Consider the following 22,923-nt stretch of genomic DNA (forward strand, 5'->3'; position numbering starts at 1 on the left):
ATCCCCATGCCGGTGAGAAGGGGCGAGACTTTAGCGAAATGTCTGCCAGGCGACAACAGGAATATGAAAGCAAGGCGCAACGCTATCTTTCGGTTTATGCTGAGATAAATAAAAAAGGAGAGACGATGTACACCCTGAACTGGCAACCGCCCTACGACTGGCAGTGGATGTTTGGCTTTCTTGCCGCGCGTGCGGTCACCGGGGTAGAGACCGTCACGGAGGCTTACTACGAGCGCAGTTTTGGCTATGCGGGGCAGCAGGGCGTTTTTCGGGTTACGCCGGACAGCGCAACCCATACGCTGGCGGTGTCGCTCAGCCCTGGCCTGATCCCAGTGGCGGACATCTGTCTCGACCGCATTGCCCGCCTGTTCGATCTTGATTGCGATCCGCAGCAAATTGCGCAGACGCTGGGCGATCTCGGCGCGGCGCGTCCGGGGTTACGTTTGCCGGGGGCGATGGATGCATACGAACAGGGCGTGCGCGCCATTCTCGGGCAGCTGGTGAGCGTGGCGATGGCGGCAAAACTGGCGTCGCGGGTGGTGGCGCTGTGCGGTGAACCCATCGAGGATGCGCCGGGCTACCTGTGCTTTCCTCCGCCAGAAGCGCTGGCCGCGGCAGATCCGCTGGCGTTAAAAGCCCTCGGGATGCCGCTCAGGCGTGCGGAGTCGCTGATTCATCTGGCGCAGTCGGTGGTGGACGGGGAATTCCCGCTGTTCCCGCCTGCGGACGTGGAGGCCGGGATGAAGGCGCTACAGCAGCGGCCCGGCATCGGACGCTGGACCGCTAACTATCTGGCCCTGCGCGGCTGGCAGGCAAAGGACGTTTTCCTGCCGGATGATTATCTGATTAAGCAGCGTTTTGCCGGCATGACGCCCGCGCAGATCCGTCGCTATGCCGAGCGCTGGCAGCCGTGGCGCTCGTACGCGCTATTACATATCTGGTACACCGACGGCTGGTCGCCGTCAGTTGATGGCGAAATAGCTGGTATTCAGCAGTAAATCGAGCGGCTGCGCTTCCCCGATGGTATCGCCGTAAATAAAGTCAACGCCGATGCCCGACAGCGTATCCATCATGATCGACTGGTGGCACGGCCCGGCAATGGTTTTTAGTCCCAGACGCCGGGCGTGGCCCTGAATGATAGTTACCATCATCTCGTCCATCAGATTGCCGTGGACGTTGGTCACCACGTCTGCATCCAGCAGCAAATAATCAGCGGTGGTGGCGCTGAGCTGACTGAAGACGTTCATGTCGCGTCCGACGCGGGTCAGCACCACGCGGCAGCCGGCATGACGAAGCTTTTGCAGACCCTGCTGCACGTTTTCATCCGTGTTGTTCAGCACATCGACGGCGATTGCCAGATGCAGCAGCCGCGCCGGCATCGGGCCTTTGGTAATCAGGTCGAGCAGTTCATTTACCAGCGTGACGCTGGCTAACCCCGCCTCTGAGAGCGGCAGCGCGACGCCCATACCTTTGGCCGCCACCTGCGCGGCATAGGTACGGAAAAACTCGCTGAATATCCGTCGGTCAAGGGCGTGCAGCAGCTCCGCCTCTCCGAGCCCGGCGCGGAAGGCATGCTCTTCCAGCACTTCTCCCTGGCTGGTCCACAGCCGCAGGGAAATCAGCCAGAAGCTGCTGCTCTCGGGAATGCGCGGCGAGGCGACGCTGCGCGCGATCATCAGCAGATGATTATCTTTAATCATGTGCCACTGCTCATCCAGCGACATCATGCTGCGCGTGCTGTGGATCCGCTCCTGCTGGGGTTCATAGACGGTGACCACGCCGCGCCCGCTGTTTTTCGAGGCGTAACAGGCAATGTCGGCCTGAGACATCACTTCCGCAGCCTGATAATTGCTGTCGTCAATCAGCGTGATCCCCGCGCTGGCGCCAATGCGGTGCAGGCGTCCTTCCCAGGAAAAATGGTAACTGTTGATGGCGTCAATCAGCCGGCCCGCAATGTAGCGTGCACTTTCGACGTTGCAGTCCGGCAGCAGCAGGCCAAACTCGTCGCCGCCCAGACGCGCCAGCACGTCGCTGGAGCGCAGCATGGTCAGCATTAGCGAAGAAAGCTCGCGCAGGAGGGCGTCGCCCGCCGCGTGGCCTGCCGTATCGTTTACCGCCTTAAAGCGGTCAAGGTCGAAAAAGACCAGCGCGTGACGCTGGTGGGTCTCCTGGACCGTCTGCAACAGGCGCTTCAGGTGATTTTCGAAGCTGACGCGGTTCGCCAGGTGGGTAAGGGCATCATGGGAGGCGCTGTAGCTCAGCTGGCGCAGCATTTTGCGCGATTCGGTTACGTCCTGAATCACCAGCACCGAGCCGATAGTATGGCCGTCCAGGGTGCTGAGCGGGGTAATGCTGTAGTGAATGTCGAAACTGCCGCCGTTCCGGCAGTTAAGCACCACGTCCTGTTCGATATCGGTACGGGACATGTCGCCGCTGTGGATGTTTTCCATTAACGGTCCCTTCTCGCCGAAGGTAATGTGCAGCACCTCCAGAACGGGCTGACCCAGCGCTTCGCTTTGCGACCAGCCGCTCATCTTTTCGGCGACCGGGTTCATAAAGGTGATGTTCATGTCGACGTCGGTACACAGCACCGCTTCGCCGATGGAGTCGAGGGTGATATGCAGGCGCTCTTTTTCCTGGAACAGCGCCTCGTTCAGCTGCTTCACCTCGGTCATATCCATGTTGATGCCTAACAGCCGCTCCACTTCGCCCTGTTTGTTCAGCACCCGGTTTGCCAGGGAACGAATGTGGCGAATGCCATCCTTGACGCGAATGCGAAATTCCAGCTTGAAGGGCACCCTGGCCTGGAGTGATTCACGCAGCACCCGTTCGGCGTTCGCGCGATCTTCAGGCACGATGGCGTCATGCCAGAGCTGCCAGGAGGGCTTTATGTGCGCAGGGATCTCGTACAGCTCAAACATTCGTTTATCCCAGCTAATCACGTCTGGCTCAAGATCCCACTCCCAGATGCCAATCCCACCGGCTTCGTTAGCGAGGGTGATACGTTCCATCAGGCGCTTATTCACCCACTCGGTCTGTTTCAGGTCGTTAATGTCTTCAATCTGAGCAATAAAGTAGAGCGGCGTACCGTCGGCATGTCGCACGACGGAGACGGCCAGCAGCGCCCAGACCACCTCGCCGTTGCGGGTGTAGTAACGTTTTTCGAGGCTGTAGGTGTTGATCTCGCCGTGGATCAGCTGTTCGAGCTGTTCCAGGTCGGTATTTAAATCTTCCGGCCAGGTTAACTGCTGGAACGTGAGCGACTGGAGCTCCGACTGGCTGTAACCGAGGAAATTGCACAGCGCCTTGTTGGCCTGGAGCCACTGGCCCTCAATGCTCACCAGCGCCATGCCTATCGCGGAATATTCCATCGCATTACGAAAACGCTCTTCGCTTTCCGTGATGTGTTTACGCTCGGCCCGGAAGGCATACATCACCATCGTCATAATGTTGGCGGGAAGCAGCATCATCAGGAAGGGGAGCCAAGGCGCGTTGAAGGTGACGATCATGCTGGAGGGCGTCATGGAGAGCGGGTTTCGCGCCATCATCAGGGATACCATCATGATGGTGAATAAAAAGATCAGGAACGCTTCCATACGCGGCAGGCGCACCGCGCTCCACATCAAAAGAACGATGATGCAGGTGAACGGCCACGGCAGCCAGGTAATTGCCGTCCAGCTCAGAACCAGCGTAACGACCAGGGTCACCAGCGTTTCCAGCAGCAGTTTTGGGTTGCGATGGCGCAGCAGATAATGCGGCTTAAACAGCAGACCTAACGGCACCAGCGCCAGTGCGCCAATGGATTCTGAGAGAACCCAGAAAAGAAAATTACGCAGCGGCTCTGCGCTCGGCACCAGAAAATGCACCAGAATGCCGCCCACCAGCGGCGGCACCACGGCACTGCCGAGGGCGAGTCGGACCCAGTCGTTGAGGTTTTGCAGCGGGTTATACCACGGGAGAAGCTTACGCAGTAACAGCGCGCCGATTGTGGCTTCAATGATATTGATCGCCGTGTAGGTGATGCTGATCGATTCCCATGAGAACAGCATCCACGAGGCAAAAATATTGCCAAAGGAGCAGGCGAGCGCAATGCCGGGCCACATTTTTCCCGCGTGGCGGTAAAACGCCACCATCATGATTGAGGTCGGAAACCACAATGGCGCCAGCAGCGTACCGAAGCGAGTCAGTTCAAGGGAAAATAAGGTGAAGATGAACGTGACCAGACCCAGACAGACAAGCCGCAGTAAAGGATGTGGGGTAGTGACCAAAACCCGCTGGTATTGTTTATTCATTACCGCTCTATCCAGGGACGCCGTGTTGTCAGGAGCCAGGTCCGGACGCGTAAAAGTAATAATTTGGTTTATGCTAGTACAAACATTTTACAATTCATATGCTGAGTGCTCAGATTTTGACTTCATAGACTTATAAAATAGTGACTCTGCGAAGAAGGGGGTGGAAATGGCGATTAAACGCGCGTAAAAATTTCGCTAAAGGCGAGAAGGGGCGCTTTTCAGCCCGCCTCGCATAACCTGCGCATTCGACTGGTATCACGCCCCCGAAATCCCTATAATTGCCGCGTTTGACGCTCCGGCGTCGTCCTTCCTTACATCCAGGTTAATCAGGTCGCTAAATTTATGACTGATAAGTCTCATCAGTGCGTCATCATAGGCATCGCCGGCGCATCGGCTTCAGGTAAAAGTCTTATTGCCAGTACGCTTTATCGCGAACTGCGTGAACAAGTGGGTGATGAGCATATCGGTGTTATTCCCGAAGACAGCTATTACAAAGATCAATCCCATCTTTCGATGGAAGAGCGCGTAAAAACCAACTACGACCATCCCAGTGCGATGGATCACAGCCTGCTGTTCCAGCATCTGGAAGCGCTGAAGCGCGGCGAGGCGATTGAACTGCCCGTCTACAGCTACGTGGAACATACCCGCACTCAGGAAACGATCCGCATCGAGCCCAAGAAAGTCATTATCCTTGAAGGGATTTTGCTGCTCACCGACGCCCGTCTGCGCGAATCAATGAACTTCTCGATTTTCGTCGACACCCCGCTGGATATCTGCCTGATGCGGCGTATCAAACGCGACGTTAACGAACGCGGCCGTTCCATGGACTCGGTGATGGCGCAGTATCAGAAAACCGTTCGCCCGATGTTCCTGCAATTTATTGAGCCTTCAAAACAATACGCCGATATTATTGTTCCTCGCGGCGGTAAAAACCGTATTGCTATTGACATCTTAAAAGCGAAAATCAGTCAGTTTTTTGAATAAGCCGCGTGAATTGTGTACCGTTCAGAGATAACCTGGTTTTGCCCTGATGCCGTAAAGCTTCAGGGCGCGATGCACGAAAGGAGAAAGTGCCATGCGTCTTTGTGACCGCGATATAGAAGCCTGGCTGGATGAAGGCCGCCTGTCTATCACCCCGCGTCCGCCGGTTGAGCGTATTAACGGCGTGACCGTCGATGTGCGTCTGGGGAATAAATTCCGCACCTTCAGCGGCCACACGGCACCGTTTATCGACCTCAGCGGGCCGAAAGACGAAGTCAGTGCGGCGCTGGATCGCGTCATGAGTGACGAAATCGTCATTGAAGAAGGCGAGGCGTTTTATCTCCATCCTGGCGAACTGGCGCTGGCGGTGACCTTTGAGTCCGTCACGCTGCCGGCGGATCTGGTGGGCTGGCTTGACGGACGCTCTTCCCTGGCGCGTCTGGGCCTGATGGTGCACGTTACCGCGCACCGTATCGATCCGGGCTGGTCTGGCCGTATCGTGCTGGAGTTCTTTAACGCCGGTAAACTGCCGCTGGCGCTTCGCCCGGGTATGATGATTGGTGCGTTGAGCTTCGAACCGCTGACCGGCCCGGCAGACCGTCCTTATAACCGCCGTCAGGACGCAAAATATCGCGACCAGCAGGGTGCGGTTGCCAGTCGTATCGATAAAGACTGATCTGTGAGTTCACTGAGGAAGCCATGAGAAGAGTTCTGACAACGCTGATGATTTTGCTGGTGGTGCTGGTGGCTGGCCTTTCAGCGTTGGTGCTGCTGGTTAACCCGAACGACTTCCGGGCCTATATGGTGCGACAGGTTGAAGCGCGCAGCGGGTATGAACTCAAGCTGGACGGGCCGCTGCGCTGGCACGTCTGGCCTCAGCTCAGCATTCTCTCCGGACGCATGTCACTTACCGCGCCGGGCGCCGCGCAGCCGCTGGTGACCGCGGATAACATGCGTCTTGATGTCGCGCTCATCCCGCTCTTGTCCCATCAGCTCCAGGTCGAACAGGTGATGCTGAAGGGCGCGGTGATCCAACTTACGCCACAAACCGAAGCCGTTCGTCAGGCGGATGCCCCGGTCGAACCGCATGAAAACACCTTGCCTGACGTCCCGTCTGACGCTGGCTGGTCGTTCGATATTGGTAGTCTGAAGGTCGCTGACAGCGTGCTGGTTTTCCAGCATGAGGACGACGAGCAGATCACCGTACGCAATATCAACCTCAGGATGGAGCAGGACGCCAGCCATCACGCCACCGTGGAGTTCTCCGGGCGGATCAACCGCAATCAGCGCGATCTCAACCTGTCGATGAACGCGAACGTAAACGCTTCGGACTACCCGCATCAGCTGACGGCGGATATTCAGCAGCTCAACTGGCAGCTGACCGGCGCGGATTTACCCACAAAAGGGATCGCTGGCCAGGGTACGATGCAGGCGGTCTGGCATGAAGAGCGCAAACAGCTGGAACTGAACGCGCTAAACCTCCAGGCGAACGACAGTACTCTTAAAGGACAGGCGAGCGTTACGCTTGATGAAAAACCTAAGTGGGTGCTGGATCTGCAATTCGACAGGCTGAACCTTGAGAATCTGCTCCCGTCGCAACCGGTGAACGCAGCCGATGAGGGAGTCACGCAGGTAGGGCAAAGCCAGGTCACGCAAACGCGTCCGGTGATCTCCTCCAATCTCGATCGGCCTGACTACAACGGCCTGCGAGGCTTTACCGCCGACATCCTGCTAAAAGCGAATAGCGTGCGCTGGCGTGGGATTGATTTTACCGACGTCAGCAGCCAGATGTTCAACCACAATGGCCTGCTGGTTATCTCTGAGCTCAGCGGAAAAATGGGGGCCGGGAATCTCTCCCTGCCGGGCACGCTGGACGTACGCAAAGACGTTGCCAGCGCCGCGTTCCAGCCGCGTCTGGAAAACGTTGAGATTGGCACCATCCTGAAAGCCTTTAACTATCCGATTGCCCTGACGGGGCAGCTGTCGCTGGCGGGGGATTTCTCCGGCACGAAGATCGATGCGGACGCCTTCCGCCGGAGCTGGCAGGGGCGGGCGCACGTTGAGCTGAAAGATTCGCGCATGGAAGGGCTGAACTTCCAGCAGCTGGTGCAGCAGGCGGTAGAGCGCAGCAGCAGCGTGAAGGCAAATGAAAACTACGACAGCGCCACCCGTCTCGACAGCTTTACCAGCGAGCTTGCCCTCGACAACGGTCAGCTCTCGCTCGACGAGATGCAGGGAACCTCGTCTCTGCTGGCGCTGACCGGAAACGGTGCGCTGGATCTGGTGAAAGAGACGGCTGACACCCGCTTCAACGTCCGCGTGAAGGCCGGCTGGGAAGGTGAAGGCCAGCTTGTTGAGTTCCTGAAAGAGACGCCAATACCGCTGCGCGTCTACGGAAAGTGGCAGGCGCTGAACTACAGTTTGCAGGTCGATCAGATCCTGCGTAAGCATCTTCAGGATGAAGCGAAACGTCGGCTGAATGACTGGGCGGACCGCAATAAAGAGTCCCAGTCAGGTAAGGACGTGAAAAAGCTGCTCGATAAGCTCTGATGCCTGTTGTGCCGGGTGGCGGCTTCGCCTTACCCGGCCTACAAAAGCCAGACACCGTAGGCCGGGTAAGCGAAGCGCCACCCGGCTTTTTTACACCTCAAAATCCCTCTCATCGTCACCGCGCAGCGGGATCAGCTGCACCTTCTGCACGCGATGGCTTTCCACCTGCAAGGTTTTAATCATGTAATCCCCCACCTGAACCTCTTCGCCCGGCTGCGGAATACGTTGCAGATATTCCATCAGCAAACCGGCGATGGTGTGGTATTCGCGCTTCTCGTCCAGCGGAAGCGGAACGAACTGCACCAGATCTTCAAGCGGCATGTGGCCGTTAGCGGTCCAGCTGCCGTCGGCGTTTTTCTGAATATCGTGGCGCGCGTCGATCTCATCCACCTCATTTGGCAGATTACCGGCGATGGTTTCCATAACGTCGCTGAGCGTCACCAGCCCTTCCACAGAGCCAAATTCATCCACGACAAATGCGAAGTGGGTACGCGCGTTACGGAACTGTTCCAGCGCGGAGAGCAGCGGCAGCGCTTCCGGGAAAACCAGCGGCTGGCGGACCAGCGCGCGCAGGTTGAGCGGCTCACCGTGAAGCTGCTGTTGCAGCAGGTCGATCACGTGCACCACGCCCAGCAGCTCTTCTTCCTCGTCCCCGCCGGTGACGACCACGCGGGTGTGCTGGTTTTTATCCAGCAGGGCGCGGATCTGCTCTTCCGGCGCCGTCAGATCTATATGCTCAATGTCGTGACGGGAGGTCATGATGCTGCTGACGGAGCGCTGGTTGAGATTGAGCACGCGCTCTATCATCCGGCGCTCCTGCGGGTTGAAGATCTGCCCGTCGCTATGGTCGGCAAGCATCGCCGCGGACTCGGCGTCCAGCTCGGCATCCTCTTTCCTGCCGCTCAGCAGGCGCATCACCGTATCGGCGGTGCGCTGTCGCAGCGTCTGGTTTGCGGAGAGAAAGCGGCGGCGGTTGAAGATGGCCAGCTGGTTCAGGAACTCTATCAGCACCGAGAAGCCAATTGCGGCGTACAGGTAGCCTTTCGGGATATGGAAGCCGAAGCCATCCGCAACGAGGCTAAAGCCAATCATCAGCAGGAAGCTGAGGCACAGGATCACGATGGTCGGGTGGCTGTTTACAAATCGCGTCAGGGCCTTGCTGGCGAGCACCATCAGGGTGATGGCGATGATCACGGCGGCCATCATCACGGCCAGGTGGTCAACCATCCCGACGGCGGTGATCACCGAGTCGAGAGAGAAGACGGCGTCCAGCACCACGATTTGCGCGACCACCGGCCAGAATTTGGCGCCGCGTCGCTGGGTGGGGTTTTCGCTGTCTTTCCCCTCCAGCCGCTCGTTAAGCTCAACGGTGGCCTTGAACAGCAGGAACAGCCCGCCGAAAAGCATGATCAGATCGCGGGCGCTAAAGCTCAGGCTCTGAACGGTGAAAAGGGGTTTGGTCAGCGTGACCAGCCAGGAGATAGAGGCCAGCAGCAGCAAACGCATCACCATGGCGAGCAGAAGGCCCGTCACGCGGGCGCGGTCGCGCTGCGAGGGAGGCAATTTATCCGCAAGGATGGCGATAAACACCAGGTTATCAATCCCGAGCACTAATTCAATGACGACGAGCGTCACCAGCCCGGCCCAGATTGATGGATCGGCAATCCATTCCATAGTAAACGCAATACCTTCTGTTATATGACGAATGTCACACTTCGATCATGGATAAAGCCGACCAAAATTGCAATGCCGGGGTGAGATTTCTCTTAATGCTACACTGAGGTAAAACCGCTTTAGGGCGCGCTGTAAATAAGTTAATTGCGAAGATTTAATTACAATGAACGATATTTAGGATATATCGCAGTAAATGGTTTGGCGCGCAATTTTGTCAATATAAAGAAAATCCGAAAACCTCAAAACTTTGCTCTTAATATTAATCTTAAAAACGAATATTAGGACGGTTGTCTCCTTGCCTGCTATTAGGTTAGCTGCAACAATTCTCCCAGCATCAAATGTTAAATTTCCTTGTTGCTATTTTTGTTTCGGTCTTTAGTGAAGGTAATTCATTATCAACCGTGCCTTTGACGTGGTTGATATATTCTACAAAAGGCCATGTTCAGAAGGGTGTCTATCCATAACGCATTGTTTAGTCAGTGTATTGGTAACTGAAAGCCAAGGGCGGTAGCGTGCCTGAAAGCGTGTGAATCAGCCTCAATTATTCTGTCAATAGCCAACAGATGAATAAGCTTACTTTAGGACTGATGCCAGTTATATTGCTAAATGATTAACTGCATTCTGATTGTCACCACGACCCGCGCTTATTTAAATTGCACAGGATAATTACTCTGCCAAAGTGATAAATAATCAATGATGAAATCCAAAATGAAATTGATGCCATTATTGGTGTCTGTGACCTTGATGAGTGGTTGCACGGTCTTTCCCGGCAGCAATATGTCAACAATGGGCAAGGATGTGATTAAGCAGCAGGACGCTGACTTTGATCTCGACAAAATGGTGAATGTTTACCCATTAACCCCACGTCTGGTAGAACAATTGCGCCCGCGTCCAAACGTTGCTCAGCCAAATATGTCGCTGGACCAGGAAATTGCCTCTTACCAGTACCGCGTGGGGGCGGGTGACGTTATTAACGTGACCGTCTGGGATCACCCGGAACTGACCACGCCTGCGGGCCAGTACCGCAGCTCAAGCGATACCGGTAACTGGGTCCAGTCCGATGGCACCATGTTCTATCCGTACATTGGTAAAGTGCACGTTGCGGGCAAAACGCTTGCTGAGATCCGTAGTGATATTACCGGCCGCCTGGCGCAGTACATTGCTGACCCGCAGGTGGACGTTAATATCGCCGCGTTCCGCTCCCAGAAAGCGTATATCTCCGGCCAGGTTAACAAATCCGGCCAGCAGGCTATCACCAACGTACCGCTCACCGTTCTGGACGCGATCAACGCCGCGGGTGGTTTAACCGACGGCGCCGACTGGCGCAACGTGGTGCTGACCCACAACGGCAAAGAGCAGCGCATTTCGCTTCAGGCGCTGATGCAGAACGGCGACCTGACCCAGAACCGCCTGCTTTATCCGGGCGACATTCTTTACGTGCCGCGCAATGACGATCTCAAAGTGTTCGTGATGGGCGAAGTGAAGAAACAGAGCACCCTCAAGATGGACTTCAGCGGTATGACCCTGACCGAAGCGCTGGGCAATGCGGAAGGCATCGATCTGACCGCCTCCAACGCCAGCGGCATCTTCGTGATCCGTCCAATCAAAGGCGAGAACGCGAAGGGCAAGATTGCCAATATCTACCAGCTGGACATGTCCGACGCGACGTCTCTGGTCATGGCAACGTCGTTCCGTCTCCAGCCATACGATGTGGTCTACGTCACCACCGCGCCGGTTGCCCGCTGGAACCGTCTGATCAACCAGTTGCTGCCTACCATCAGTGGCGTTCGCTACATGACGGATACGGCGAGCGACATTCATACCTGGTAAGCCGCGATGTTTAACAAAATTCTGGTGGTGTGCGTGGGGAACATTTGCCGTTCCCCCACGGCTGAAAGGCTGCTGAAGAATTACCAGCCTGCGTTAACGGTCGACTCCGCAGGGCTTGGCGCGCTGGTTGGAAAAGGTGCCGACGAGCGTGCATCGAGCGTAGCCCTTGAACATAACCTCTCACTCGACGGGCACGTTGCCCGTCAGGTCTCTGGTCGGATGTGCCGGGAATATGACCTGATCCTCGCGATGGAAAAACGCCACATTCACGCGCTGTGCGATATCGCACCGGAGATGCGCGGCAAGGTGATGCTGTTCGGTCACTGGGATGGTGAGCGCGAAATTCCCGATCCGTATCGCAAGAGCCGCGAGGCCTTTGAGGCGGTATACACCTTACTAGACCAGTCTGCCCGCCAGTGGGCGCAGGCACTGAAAGCTCAGCAGGGATAACAATGACAGAAAAAACAAAACCTTCTGCCGCCCCGACGTCGGGCAGTGATGAAATCGATATCGGTCGTCTTGTCGGGACCGTTATTGAAGCGAAATGGTGGGTGCTGGGTATTACCGCCGTTTTTGCCGTGGCGGCGATCGTTTATACGCTGTTCGCGACGCCGATTTATAGCGCCGATGCGCTGGTGCAGATCGAACAAAACACCGGTAACTCACTGGTTCAGGATATCGGCTCGGTGCTGGCCAATAAGCCACCGGCGTCGGAAGCCGAAATTCAGCTGATCCAGTCGCGCCTGGTTCTGGGCAAAACGGTTCACGATTTGGGGCTGGATATTGCGGTCACCAAAAATACCTTCCCGGTGTTTGGCGCAGGCTGGGATCGCCTGATGGGGCGCAGTAACGATACGGTAAAAGTCACCGACTTCGTGATTCCCAAAGGGGCAGGGGACCAAACCTTTACCCTGACCGTGCTGGGACCGAAACAGTATCAGCTGACCAGCGACGCGGGCTTGAGCGTGCGCGGTGAGGTGGGGCAGATGCTGACCAAAGACGGCGTGAGCATCCGGGTTGGCGCCATCCACGCGCACGAGGGCGGTGAGTTTACGGTCACCAAGTTCTCCACGCTCGGGATGATCAACAATCTGCAAAACAACCTGACCGTTACCGAAAACGGCAAGGACACCGGTGTTCTGAGCATGACCTTCACCGGTGAAGATAAGGATCAAATCCGCGACATCCTGAACAGCATCACCCGCAATTATCTTGAGCAGAATATCGAGCGCAAGTCTGCGGAGGCCGCGAAAAGCCTGGCGTTCCTCAGTAAACAGCTGCCGGAAGTGCGCGCCCGTCTGGACGACGCCGAGAACAAGCTGAACGCGTACCGTCAGGATAAAGACTCCGTCGACCTGCCGCTGGAGGCGAAATCGGTTCTCGACTCCATGGTCAATATCGACGCGCAGCTGAACGAGCTGACCTTCAAAGAGGCGGAAATTTCCAAGCTCTACACCAAGCGTCACCCGGCGTACCGCACGCTGCTGGAGAAACGCCGCACGCTGGAAGAAGAGAAGGCGAAGCTGAACGACCGCGTGACCGCGATGCCGAAGACGCAGCAGGAAATCGTGCGTCTGACGCGTGACGTGGAATCTGGCCAGCAGGTGTATATGCAGCTGCTGAACAAACAGCAGGAGCTGAAAATCACCGAAGCCAGCACCGTCGGCGACGTGCGTATCGTTGACCCGGCGATCACCCAGCCGGGCGTGCTGAAGCCGAAGAAGGCGCTGATTATCTTCGGCAGCATTATTCTCGGCCTGATGCTCTCCATCGTCGGCGTGCTGCTGCGCTCCCTGTTCAACCGCGGTATCGAAAGCCCGCAGGTGCTGGAAGAGCACGGTATCAGCGTTTACGCCAGCATCCCGCTCTCCGAGTGGCAGAAGTCGCGTGACAACGTCAAAACCGTTAAGGGCGTGAAGCGTTACAAACAGAGCCAGCTGCTGGCCGTGGGTAACCCGACCGACCTGGCGATTGAAGCGGTGCGCAGCCTGCGTACCAGCCTCCACTTCGCCATGATGCAGGCCAAAAACAACGTCCTGATGATGACCGGTGTGAGCCCGTCAATCGGTAAAACCTTCGTCTGCGCCAACCTGGCGGCGGTGGTGAGCCAGACCAACAAGCGCGTGCTGCTGATCGACTGCGATATGCGTAAGGGCTACACCCATGAGCTGCTGGGGACCAACAACGTTAACGGCCTGTCCGAAATCCTGCTCGGGAAAGGGGAAATCAGCGAGAGCGCCAAGCCGACGTCGATTCCGAAATTTGACCTGATCCCGCGCGGTCAGGTGCCGCCGAACCCGTCTGAACTGCTGATGAGCGAGCGCTTCACGCAGCTGATCGAGTGGGCGAGCAAAAACTATGACCTGGTGCTGATCGATACCCCGCCAATTCTGGCCGTCACTGACGCCGCCGTCGTGGGGCGTCATGCGGGCACCACGCTGATGGTTGCACGCTATGCGGTGAACACCCTGAAGGAAGTGGAAACCAGCCTGAGCCGCTTCGAGCAGAACGGCATTGAGGTGAAAGGGGTCATCCTGAACTCCATCTTCCGCCGCGCGACCGGGTATCAGGATTACGGCTATTACGAGTACGAATACAAGTCTGACTCTAAATAACAAAACACACCCCACACCCCACACCCCTCACCCCGGTCCTCTCCCCTCAGGGGGGAGGGTTAGGGTGAGGGGTGGGGGCAGGAGGAATACATGAGCACACAACGCCCTTTGATTTCTATCTATATGCCGACATGGAATCGTCAGCAGCTGGCGATCCGCGCGATTAAATCGGTCCTGCGTCAGGATTACGATAACTGGGAACTGATTATCGTGGATGACTGTTCCTCCTCTTACGAACAGCTGCAAAAATTTGTTGAAGACCTTAACGATCCGCGCGTGGTGTACACGCACAACGCCATCAACTCCGGGGCGTGCGCGGTGCGCAATCAGGCGATTATGCAGGCGAAAGGGCAGTATCTCACCGGTATCGACGACGATGACGAATGGACGCCAAACCGCCTGTCGATTTTCCTGTCGCACAAGGCGCAGCTGGTGACTCACGCGTTTCTCTATGCCAACGACTACGTCTGTCAGGGCGAGGTGTATTCGCAGCCGGCCAGCCTGCCGCTGTATCCGAAATCACCCTATTCCCGCCGCCTGTTCTACAAGCGCAACATTATCGGTAATCAGGTGTTTACCTGGGCCTGGCGCTTTAAGGAGTGCCTGTTCGATACCGAGCTGAAGGCCGCGCAGGATTACGACATCTTCCTGCGCATGGTGGTGGAGTACGGCGAGCCGTGGAAGGTGGAAGAGGCCACGCAGATCCTGCACATCAACCACGGGGAGATGCAGATCACCTCGTCACCGAAAAAATTCTCGGGCTACTTCCATTTTTACCGCAAGCACAAGGACAAGTTTGACCGTGCCAGCCGGAAGTATCAGCTCTTTACCCTCTATCAGATCCGCAATAAGCGCATGAACTGGCGCACGCTGCTGACGCTGCTGTCGGTGCGTAACGGCAAGCGTCTGGCTGACGGGCTTCGGGGGAAATAATGTTTCTGGAAGATTGCCGCGCAAACAGCTGGAGCCTGCGTCCGTGCTGCATGGTTCTGGCCTACCGTATTGCGCACTTTTGCTCGGTGTGGCGCAAGAAAAACGTACTGAACAATATCTGGGCCGCGCCGGTGCTGGTGCTGTATCGCATCATCACCGAATGCTTTTTTGGCTATGAAATTCAGGCCGCGGCCACCATTGGTCGCCGCTTTACCATTCATCACGGCTATGCGGTCGTCATCAACAAATTCGTGGTCGCGGGTGATGATTTCACCATTCGCCACGGGGTGACCATCGGCAACCGCGGGCCGGACAGCCTGGCCTGCCCGGTCATCGGCAATAACGTCGAGCTGGGGGCGAACGTGGTGATGATTGGCGATATTAGCGTAGGCAATAACGTGACGATTGGCGCAGGCAGCGTGGTGCTGGACAGCATTCCGGACAACGCGCTGGTGGTGGGTGAAAAAGCCCGCGTGAAGGTGATTAAATGAACATTCTGCAATTTAACGTGCGCCTCGCAGAGGGCGGGGCGGCAGGCGTAGCGCTGGATCTGCACCAGCGTGCGCTGCAAAAAGGACTCCAGTCGCGCTTCGTTTACGGTTACGGCAAGGGCGGCAAGAAAAGCGTCAGCCATGATAACTATCCGCAGGTGCTGAAGCAGACGCCGCGTCTGACCTCCATCGCCAATATTGCGCTGTTCCGCCTGTTTAACCGCGATCTGTTTGGCAACCTGAATAATCTTTACCGCACCGTCACCCGCACCAGCGGCCCGGTTGTGCTGCACTTCCATGTGCTGCACAGCTACTGGCTGAATCTGGATGAGGTGGTGGCGTTTTGCGGCAAGGTGAAGGCGCACAAGCCGGATACCCGGTTCGTCTGGACGCTGCACGACCACTGGAGCGTGACCGGACGCTGCGCGTTCACCGACGGATGCGAGGGCTGGAAAAACGCCTGCCAGAAATGCCCCACGCTCAGCAACTACCCGCCGGTGAAGGTGGATCGCGCGCATCAGCTGGTTGAGGGCAAGCGTCAGCTGTTCCGCAATATGCTTTCGCTCGGCTGCACGTTTATCTCTCCAAGCCAGCACGTGGCGGATGCTTTTAACAGCCTTTACGGGGCAGGGCGCTGCAAGATCATCAACAACGGTATTGATGTGGCGACGGAAGAGATCCTGGCCGAACTGACGCCCGTGGCCGTTACCGCCGGCAAGCCGAAAATTGCGGTCGTCGCCCATGATCTGCGCTACGACGGCAAAACCAACCAGCAGCTGGTGCGCGACATGATGGCGCTCGGCGACAAAATTGAACTGCATACCTTTGGCAAATTCTCGCCGTTCGAAGGCGCTAACGTGGTGAATCACGGGTTTGAAACCGACAAGCGCAAGCTGATGAGCGCCCTTAACGGCATGGACGCGCTGGTGTTCAGCTCCCGCGTGGACAACTACCCGCTGATCCTGTGCGAAGCGCTCTCCATTGGCGTGCCGGTGATTGCCACCCACAGCGACGCGGCGCGGGAAGTGCTGGAGAAATCGGGCGGTAAAACGTTCGCCGAGCAGGAGGTGCTGCCGCTGGTGCAGCTGTCGAAGGCCGATATTGCGCAGGCCGTTTTTGGCACGGACCTGGAATCGTTCCGCAACCGCAGCCGCAAGGCATACAGCGGACAACAGATGCTGGAGGAGTATGTCTCGTTCTATCAGAATCTGTAGTTATCTGCTGCTGCCGCTGATCTACCTGCTGGTCAACGTTAAGATTGCCCAGCTCGGTGAAAGCTTCCCGATCACCATCGTCACCTTCCTGCCGGTTCTGCTGCTGCTGTACGTTGACAAGCTTAACCTCAAAAAGCTGATGATTGCGCTGGGGATCGGGTTTGGCCTGACAGCGTTTAACTACATCTTTGGTCAGTCGCTGGATGCCAGCAAATATGTCACCTCCACCATGCTGTTTGTTTATATCGTTATCATTATTGGCATGGTATGGAGTATTCGCTTTAAAACTATTTCTCCGCACAATTATCGGAAAATCCTCAGGTTCTTTTATATTGCCGTTGGGCTGATTGTTATGCTTGCGGCAATGGAGATGGCGCAAATTATTCTCACGGGCGGCAGTAGCCTGATGGAAATAATTTCGAAATATCTTATATACAGTAACAGCTATGTACTGAACTTCATTAAGTTTGGTGGCAAGCGTACTACCGCGCTCTATTTTGAACCGGCGTTTTTTGCTCTGGCATTAATCTCAATTTGGCTCAGCATCAAACAGTTCGGTATCAAAACCCCCAAGACCGATGCTATGATTCTTGCAGGAATCGTTCTGTCTGGGTCGTTCTCAGGGGTAATGACGTTTATCCTGTTTTACCTGCTTGAATGGGCGTTCCAGTACCTGAACAAAGAGGCGATTAAGAAAAAACTGCCGCTGGCGATAATCTCTCTGACGGTATTTTTAGTGGGCGTCATATTCGCGTTTCCGTACATTTCAGAACGTCTGGGTGATTTGGGAACGGAAGGTTCGTCGTCCTATTATCGCATCGTGGGTCCACTGGTGATGGTGGGTTATTCCTTAACCCATATTGATGGCGTAGTAAGATTCGGCTCACTTTACGAATATGTTGCATCATTCGGAATCTTTAACGGTGCGGACGTCGGAAAAACCATAGACAATGGTCTGTATCTGTTAATTATTTATTTTTCCTGGTTCGCCGTACTATTGACACTGTGGTATCTGTTTAAAGTTTTCAAAATGATGATTAACGCGTTTGGTGATAACCAGAACTTTCGCGTGCAACTTTATCTGTTCACACCGGTGTCGCTGTTTTTTACCGGGTCAATATTTAGCCCGGAATATGCTTTCTTAATTGTCTGTCCGTTTATTTTGCGCAAAGCGCTCAATATTACGCGCGTATGACGAAATGAGGTGATTTATGTTTCTTAGCGTCATTACTGTCGCCTTTCGTAACTACGAAGGGGTGGTAAAAACCTGGCGCTCGCTGCGCAACCTGGCGCGCGATCCGAGCCTCACGTTTGAGTGGATCGTGGTCGATGGCGGCTCGAACGACGGCACGGCGGAGTTTCTGGAAAAACTCAACGGCGAGTTCAACTTACGTTACATCAGCGAGAAAGATAAAGGCATTTACGATGCGATGAATAAAGGCATCAGCATGGCGCAGGGGCGCTACGCCATTTTCCTTAATTCCGGCGACGTGTTCCATGAGGATGTGGCGCTGTTTGCCCGCCAGCTGGCGCGCCAGAAAGAAGATGCGATGTTTATCGGCGATGCGCTGCTTGATTTCGGTGAAGGGAAAAAAGTGCTGCGCGGCGCGAAGCCAGGCTGGTATATCTACCACAGCCTGCCGGCCAGCCATCAGGCTATTTTCTTCCCGATGAGCGGCCTGAAAAAACAGCCTTACGATTTGCGCTATAAAGTGTCATCAGATTATGCCCTGGCCGCCAGCCTGTACAAATCCGGCTACCCGTTCCGTCGAATTAAAGGACTGGTATCTGAATTTTCAATGGGCGGCGTGTCAACTTCAAATAATCTGGAATTGTGTCAGGATGCCAAAAACGTGCAGCGTAAAATATTACGCGTGCCGGGGTTCTGGGCGGAATTATCTTATTTCTTACGTCTGAAAACGACGGGTAAAGCGAAAGCCTTATATAACAAAGCCTGAGATATAAGGAAACGTAATGCAGGAATTAAATGGATTCTCCGTGCCGAAAGGTTTTCGGGGCGGGAGCGGTATTAAGGTTCAACTGTGGTGGGCCGTTCAGGCAACGTTATTTGCCTGGTCCCCGCAAATACTGTACCGCTGGCGCGCATTTTTACTGCGCCTGTTTGGGGCAAAAATAGGAAAAAACGTAGTCATTCGTCCTTCGGTGAAAATTACTTATCCCTGGAAATTAACGCTTGGGGATTACGCCTGGGTAGGGGATGACGCAGTGTTATATACCCTTGGCGAGATTACGATTGGCGCAAATTCGGTGGTGTCACAGAAGTGTTATTTGTGCACCGGCAGCCACGATTTTATGAGCCCGCATTTTGATATTACCGCTACGCCTATTGTAATCGGTGAAAAATGCTGGCTGGCAACGGATGTTTTTGTTGCACCCGGTGTTTCTGTTGGCGATGGCACGGTAGTCGGTGCCCGCAGCAGCGTTTTTAAATCGCTACCGGCAAATAAAGTTTGCCGTGGCAACCCCGCAGTGGTGATACGCGAACGCGTTGAAACTGAAAAACTTTGATAAGTACAGAGGAATATAAACATGTCTAAAGTCGCTCTCATCACCGGCGTTACCGGACAAGATGGTTCTTACCTGGCAGAATTGCTGCTGGAAAAAGGGTATGAAGTTCACGGTATTAAGCGTCGTGCCTCTTCATTCAACACCGAGCGTGTCGATCACATTTACCAGGATCCGCATGCGGCAAACCCGAAATTCCATCTGCACTACGGCGACCTGACCGATACCTCCAACCTGACCCGCATCCTGCAAGAAGTGCAGCCGGATGAAGTGTACAACCTGGGGGCGATGAGCCACGTTGCGGTTTCTTTCGAGTCCCCGGAATACACCGCCGACGTGGATGCGATGGGTACGCTGCGTCTGCTGGAAGCGATTCGCTTCCTCGGTCTTGAGAAGAAAACCCGCTTCTACCAGGCATCCACTTCCGAGCTGTACGGCCTGGTGCAGGAAATCCCGCAGAAAGAGACCACGCCGTTCTACCCGCGTTCCCCGTACGCTGTGGCGAAACTGTACGCTTACTGGATCACCGTGAACTACCGTGAATCCTACGGCATGTACGCCTGTAACGGCATTCTGTTTAACCACGAATCTCCGCGTCGCGGCGAAACCTTCGTGACCCGCAAAATCACCCGCGCAATCGCCAACATCGCTCAGGGCCTGGAGTCTTGCCTGCACCTCGGCAACATGGATTCCCTGCGTGACTGGGGCCATGCGAAAGACTACGTGAAAATGCAGTGGATGATGTTGCAGCAGGAGCAGCCAGAAGACTTCGTGATTGCGACCGGCGTGCAGTACTCCGTACGTCAGTTCGTTGAGATGGCTGCGGCACAGCTGGGCATCAAGCTGCGCTTCGAAGGCACCGGCGTGGAAGAGAAGGGCATCGTTGTTTCCGTGACCGGCCACGACGCACCGGGCGTGAAGCCAGGCGACGTGATTGTCCAGGTTGATCCGCGCTACTTCCGTCCTGCTGAAGTGGAAACCCTGCTGGGCGACCCAACCAAAGCGCACGAGAAGCTGGGCTGGAAACCAGAAACCACCCTGCAAGAAATGGTATCCGAGATGGTGGCCAAAGATCTTGAAGCAGCGAAAAAACACTCCCTGCTCAAGTCTCATGGCTACGAGGTTGCCATCGCGCTGGAGTCCTGAGAATGACAAAACAACGTATTTTTGTCGCCGGTCATCGCGGAATGGTGGGTTCCGCGATTGTTCGCCAGCTGGAACAGCGCGGCGACGTCGAGGTGATTGTTCGCACGCGCGACGAGCTGAACCTGCTTGACAGCAAAGCGGTGGAGGATTTCTTCGCCAGCGAACGTATCGACCAGGTGTATCTGGCGGCGGCGAAGGTGGGCGGCATTGTCGCTAACAACACCTACCCGGCAGATTTCATCTACGAGAACATGATGATTGAGAGCAACATCATTCACGCGGCGCATCTGCACAACGTGAACAAGCTGCTGTTCCTCGGTTCATCCTGTATCTACCCGAAGATGGCGAAGCAGCCGATTGCCGAAAGCGAACTGTTGCAGGGCACGCTGGAAGCCACTAACGAGCCGTATGCGATTGCCAAAATTGCCGGGATCAAGCTGTGTGAATCCTACAACCGTCAGTATAACCGCGACTATCGCTCGGTGATGCCGACCAACCTGTACGGACCGCACGATAACTTCCACCCGAGCAATTCCCACGTGATCCCGGCGCTGCTGCGTCGCTTCCACGAGGCGACTGCCGAAAACGCCCCGGACGTGGTGGTGTGGGGCAGCGGGACGCCAATGCGCGAGTTCCTGCACGTGGACGACATGGCGGCTGCCAGCATTCACGTGATGGAGCTGGATCGCGAGGTGTGGCAGGAAAACACCGAGCCGATGCTGTCGCACATTAACGTCGGGACCGGCGTGGACTGCACCATTCGCGAGCTGGCGCAGACCATCGCGCAGGTGGTGGGCTACAAGGGCCGCGTGGTGTTTGACGCGACCAAACCGGACGGCACGCCGCGCAAGCTGCTGGACGTGACCCGTCTGCATCAGCTGGGCTGGTATCACGAGGTCTCACTGGAGCAGGGGCTGGCCAGCACCTACCAGTGGTTCCTGGAAAACCAGCACCGCTTCCGGGGGTAATGATGTTTTTAAGTCAGGAAGATTTTGCCACGGTGGTGCGTTCCACTCCGCTCATCTCAATTGATTTGATCGTGGAGAACGAACGCGGCGAGTTCTTGCTGGGGAAACGAACCAATCGTCCTGCACAGGGCTTCTGGTTCGTGCCCGGCGGGCGCGTGCAGAAGGATGAGACGCTGGCAAATGCCTTCGGGCGTCTCACTCTGGCGGAACTGGGCCTGCAACTGCCGATGGCAGCGGGCCAGTTTTACGGGGTCTGGCAGCACTTCTATGACGACAACTTTTCAGGCACCGGCTTCACCACGCACTACATCGTGCTGGGGTTCCGCCTGAAGGTGAGTGAGGCAGACCTGCGTCTGCCTGATTCTCAGCATGACGATTACCGCTGGTTAACGCCAGAGGCGCTGCTGGCAAGCGACAACGTCCATGACAACAGTCGGGCGTACTTCCTCGCGGAACGTCAGGCCGAGGTGCCAGGCCTATGAAAATCCTCGTCTACGGAATTAACTACTCGCCGGAATTAACCGGTATCGGGAAATACACCGGCGAGATGGTCGAGTGGATGGCGAGCCAGGGACATGACGTGCGGGTGATTACCGCCCCGCCGTACTACCCGGAGTGGAAGGTAGGCGAACGCTATTCCAGCTGGCGCTATCGCCGCGAAGAGGGGGCCGCGACCGTCTGGCGCTGCCCGCTCTACGTGCCGAAACAGCCCTCGACGCTGAAACGTTTAATTCATCTGGGCAGCTTTGCCCTGAGCAGTTTCTTCCCGCTGATGGCGCAGCGTCGCTGGAAGCCGGATCGCATCATCGGCGTGGTGCCGACGCTGTTCTGCACGCCGGGCATGCGCCTGCTGGGAAAACTCTCCGGCGCGCGCACCCTGCTGCACATTCAGGATTATGAAGTGGACGCCATGCTCGGTCTGGGGATGGCCGGGAAAGGCAAGGGCGGCAAGGTGGCGAAGCTCGCTAGCGCCTTTGAGCGCAGCGGCCTGCACAACGTGGATTATGTTTCGACCATCTCGCGCTCGATGATGAACAAGGCGCAAGAGAAGGGCGTCCCGGCGGAAAAGGTGATCTTCTTCCCGAACTGGTCCGAAGTGGCGCGCTTCCGCGATGTAACAGAACACGATGCGCAGGCGCTGCGCGCGAAGCTCGGCTTGCCTGCGGAACAAAAAATTATTCTTTACTCAGGCAACATCGGTGAAAAACAGGGGCTGGAGAGCGTGATTGACGCCGCGCTTCAGCTGAGCGAACACCCGTGGATGTTTGTGATTGTCGGGCAGGGCGGCGGTAAGGCGCGGCTGGAGAAAATGGCCAGCGAGCGCGGACTGACCAACATCCGCTTCTTCCCGCTTCAGTCTTATGACGCGCTGCCCGCGCTGCTGAAAATGGCGGATTGCCATCTGGTGGTGCAAAAACGCGGCGCGGCGGATGCGGTGCTGCCGTCCAAGCTGACCAATATTCTGGCAGTGGGCGGAAACGCGGTGATTACGGCAGAAGCCGGAACCGAATTAGGCCAGCTGTGCAACAGCTACCCGGGCATTGCCGTTTGCGTGGAGCCGGAATCGGTCCCTGCGCTGGTAACCGGAATTGAGCAGGCACTCGCCATGCCAAAAGAGAACACGGTGGCACGTGAATATGCCGAACGCACGCTCGAGAAAGAGAACGTGCTGAGCCAATTTATTGCAGATATACGGGGATAAA

Annotated in this window: 19 protein-coding genes; 17 read left to right on the forward strand and 2 right to left on the reverse strand. The window is 56.1% G+C overall.

Going from position 1 to position 22,923, the window contains the following annotated elements; all coding sequences use genetic code 11:
* Nucleotides 1-125 precede the first annotated feature (125 nt).
* Nucleotides 126-998 (forward strand): DNA-3-methyladenine glycosylase 2, encoded by an 873-nt coding sequence (gene alkA / locus E0L16_RS18630; RefSeq protein WP_131637760.1) that lies wholly within the window; start codon nucleotides 126-128, stop codon nucleotides 996-998.
* Here alkA and E0L16_RS18635 read toward each other — a convergent pair.
* Nucleotides 963-4,292 carry a diguanylate cyclase gene (locus E0L16_RS18635; protein ID WP_131637762.1) on the reverse strand — a complete coding sequence of 1,110 codons (3,330 nt, stop codon included), beginning with the start codon at nucleotides 4,290-4,292 and terminating at the stop codon, nucleotides 963-965. The genes alkA and E0L16_RS18635 overlap by 36 nt on opposite strands.
* Nucleotides 4,293-4,634: 342 nt before the next feature.
* Between E0L16_RS18635 and udk the strand changes: the two genes are divergently transcribed.
* From udk to asmA, 3 genes are all read left to right on the forward strand, one after another.
* Nucleotides 4,635-5,276 carry a uridine kinase gene (gene udk / locus E0L16_RS18640; protein WP_000130320.1) on the forward strand — a complete coding sequence of 214 codons (642 nt, stop codon included), beginning with the start codon at nucleotides 4,635-4,637 and terminating at the stop codon, nucleotides 5,274-5,276.
* A 91-nt stretch (nucleotides 5,277-5,367) separates the two neighbouring features.
* Nucleotides 5,368-5,949, forward strand: coding sequence for a dCTP deaminase (gene dcd, locus E0L16_RS18645; protein ID WP_006811250.1), 582 nt, complete (start codon nucleotides 5,368-5,370; stop codon nucleotides 5,947-5,949).
* A gap of 23 nt (nucleotides 5,950-5,972) precedes the next feature.
* Complete coding sequence (asmA, locus tag E0L16_RS18650; protein ID WP_131637764.1) at nucleotides 5,973-7,823, forward strand: outer membrane assembly protein AsmA; 1,851 nt, start codon at nucleotides 5,973-5,975, stop codon at nucleotides 7,821-7,823.
* A gap of 90 nt (nucleotides 7,824-7,913) precedes the next feature.
* On the opposite strand, the gene E0L16_RS18655 is transcribed toward asmA, so the two are convergent.
* Entirely contained in the window at nucleotides 7,914-9,497 is a 1,584-nt protein-coding gene (locus E0L16_RS18655) for a TerC family protein (RefSeq protein ID WP_063868350.1), read from the reverse strand.
* A 693-nt stretch (nucleotides 9,498-10,190) separates the two neighbouring features.
* Here E0L16_RS18655 and E0L16_RS18660 point away from each other — a divergent pair.
* From E0L16_RS18660 to wcaI, 13 genes are all read left to right on the forward strand, one after another.
* The gene (locus E0L16_RS18660; RefSeq protein WP_131637766.1) at nucleotides 10,191-11,327 is read left to right on the forward strand and encodes a polysaccharide export protein; all 1,137 of its coding nucleotides are present in this window, start codon (nucleotides 10,191-10,193) and stop codon (nucleotides 11,325-11,327) included.
* A 6-nt stretch (nucleotides 11,328-11,333) separates the two neighbouring features.
* Entirely contained in the window at nucleotides 11,334-11,777 is a 444-nt protein-coding gene (gene wzb / locus E0L16_RS18665) for a low molecular weight protein-tyrosine-phosphatase Wzb (protein ID WP_063450260.1), read from the forward strand.
* Nucleotides 11,778-11,779: 2 nt separating this feature from the next.
* On the forward strand, nucleotides 11,780-13,942 hold the full coding sequence (wzc, locus tag E0L16_RS18670; protein ID WP_131637768.1) for a tyrosine-protein kinase Wzc: 2,163 nt from the start codon (nucleotides 11,780-11,782) through the stop codon (nucleotides 13,940-13,942).
* Nucleotides 13,943-14,032: 90 nt separating this feature from the next.
* Nucleotides 14,033-14,875: a colanic acid biosynthesis glycosyltransferase WcaA gene (wcaA, locus tag E0L16_RS18675; protein ID WP_006811246.1), complete on the forward strand. Its 843-nt coding sequence runs from the start codon at nucleotides 14,033-14,035 to the stop codon at nucleotides 14,873-14,875.
* On the forward strand, nucleotides 14,875-15,366 hold the full coding sequence (gene wcaB / locus E0L16_RS18680) for a colanic acid biosynthesis acetyltransferase WcaB (protein ID WP_063866528.1): 492 nt from the start codon (nucleotides 14,875-14,877) through the stop codon (nucleotides 15,364-15,366). Before wcaA ends, wcaB begins: the two co-directional genes overlap by 1 nt.
* Nucleotides 15,363-16,580: a colanic acid biosynthesis glycosyltransferase WcaC gene (wcaC, locus tag E0L16_RS18685; RefSeq protein ID WP_131637770.1), complete on the forward strand. Its 1,218-nt coding sequence runs from the start codon at nucleotides 15,363-15,365 to the stop codon at nucleotides 16,578-16,580. Before wcaB ends, wcaC begins: the two co-directional genes overlap by 4 nt.
* Nucleotides 16,555-17,775 (forward strand): colanic acid polymerase WcaD, encoded by a 1,221-nt coding sequence (wcaD, locus tag E0L16_RS18690; protein WP_063450255.1) that lies wholly within the window; start codon nucleotides 16,555-16,557, stop codon nucleotides 17,773-17,775. The genes wcaC and wcaD overlap by 26 nt, the downstream gene beginning before the upstream one ends.
* A gap of 16 nt (nucleotides 17,776-17,791) precedes the next feature.
* Nucleotides 17,792-18,538: a colanic acid biosynthesis glycosyltransferase WcaE gene (gene wcaE / locus E0L16_RS18695; RefSeq protein ID WP_063450254.1), complete on the forward strand. Its 747-nt coding sequence runs from the start codon at nucleotides 17,792-17,794 to the stop codon at nucleotides 18,536-18,538.
* Nucleotides 18,539-18,554: 16 nt separating this feature from the next.
* A complete protein-coding gene (wcaF, locus tag E0L16_RS18700) occupies nucleotides 18,555-19,109 on the forward strand; it encodes a colanic acid biosynthesis acetyltransferase WcaF (protein WP_063450253.1) in 555 nt (184 codons plus the stop codon).
* A gap of 21 nt (nucleotides 19,110-19,130) precedes the next feature.
* Nucleotides 19,131-20,252, forward strand: a complete 1,122-nt coding sequence (gmd, locus tag E0L16_RS18705; protein ID WP_003863514.1) for a GDP-mannose 4,6-dehydratase — start codon at nucleotides 19,131-19,133, stop codon at nucleotides 20,250-20,252.
* Between the two features lie 2 nt (nucleotides 20,253-20,254).
* Nucleotides 20,255-21,220 carry a GDP-L-fucose synthase gene (gene fcl / locus E0L16_RS18710; RefSeq protein ID WP_063450251.1) on the forward strand — a complete coding sequence of 322 codons (966 nt, stop codon included), beginning with the start codon at nucleotides 20,255-20,257 and terminating at the stop codon, nucleotides 21,218-21,220.
* Nucleotides 21,221-21,222: 2 nt separating this feature from the next.
* Nucleotides 21,223-21,702 carry a GDP-mannose mannosyl hydrolase gene (locus E0L16_RS18715; RefSeq protein WP_131637820.1) on the forward strand — a complete coding sequence of 160 codons (480 nt, stop codon included), beginning with the start codon at nucleotides 21,223-21,225 and terminating at the stop codon, nucleotides 21,700-21,702.
* Nucleotides 21,699-22,922 carry a colanic acid biosynthesis fucosyltransferase WcaI gene (gene wcaI, locus E0L16_RS18720; RefSeq protein WP_112793236.1) on the forward strand — a complete coding sequence of 408 codons (1,224 nt, stop codon included), beginning with the start codon at nucleotides 21,699-21,701 and terminating at the stop codon, nucleotides 22,920-22,922. Before E0L16_RS18715 ends, wcaI begins: the two co-directional genes overlap by 4 nt.
* The last annotated feature ends 1 nt before the right edge of the window (nucleotide 22,923 follow it).

The sequence above is a fragment of the Enterobacter quasihormaechei genome (assembly GCF_004331385.1).
GTDB classification, from domain to species: Bacteria; Pseudomonadota; Gammaproteobacteria; order Enterobacterales; family Enterobacteriaceae; genus Enterobacter; species Enterobacter quasihormaechei.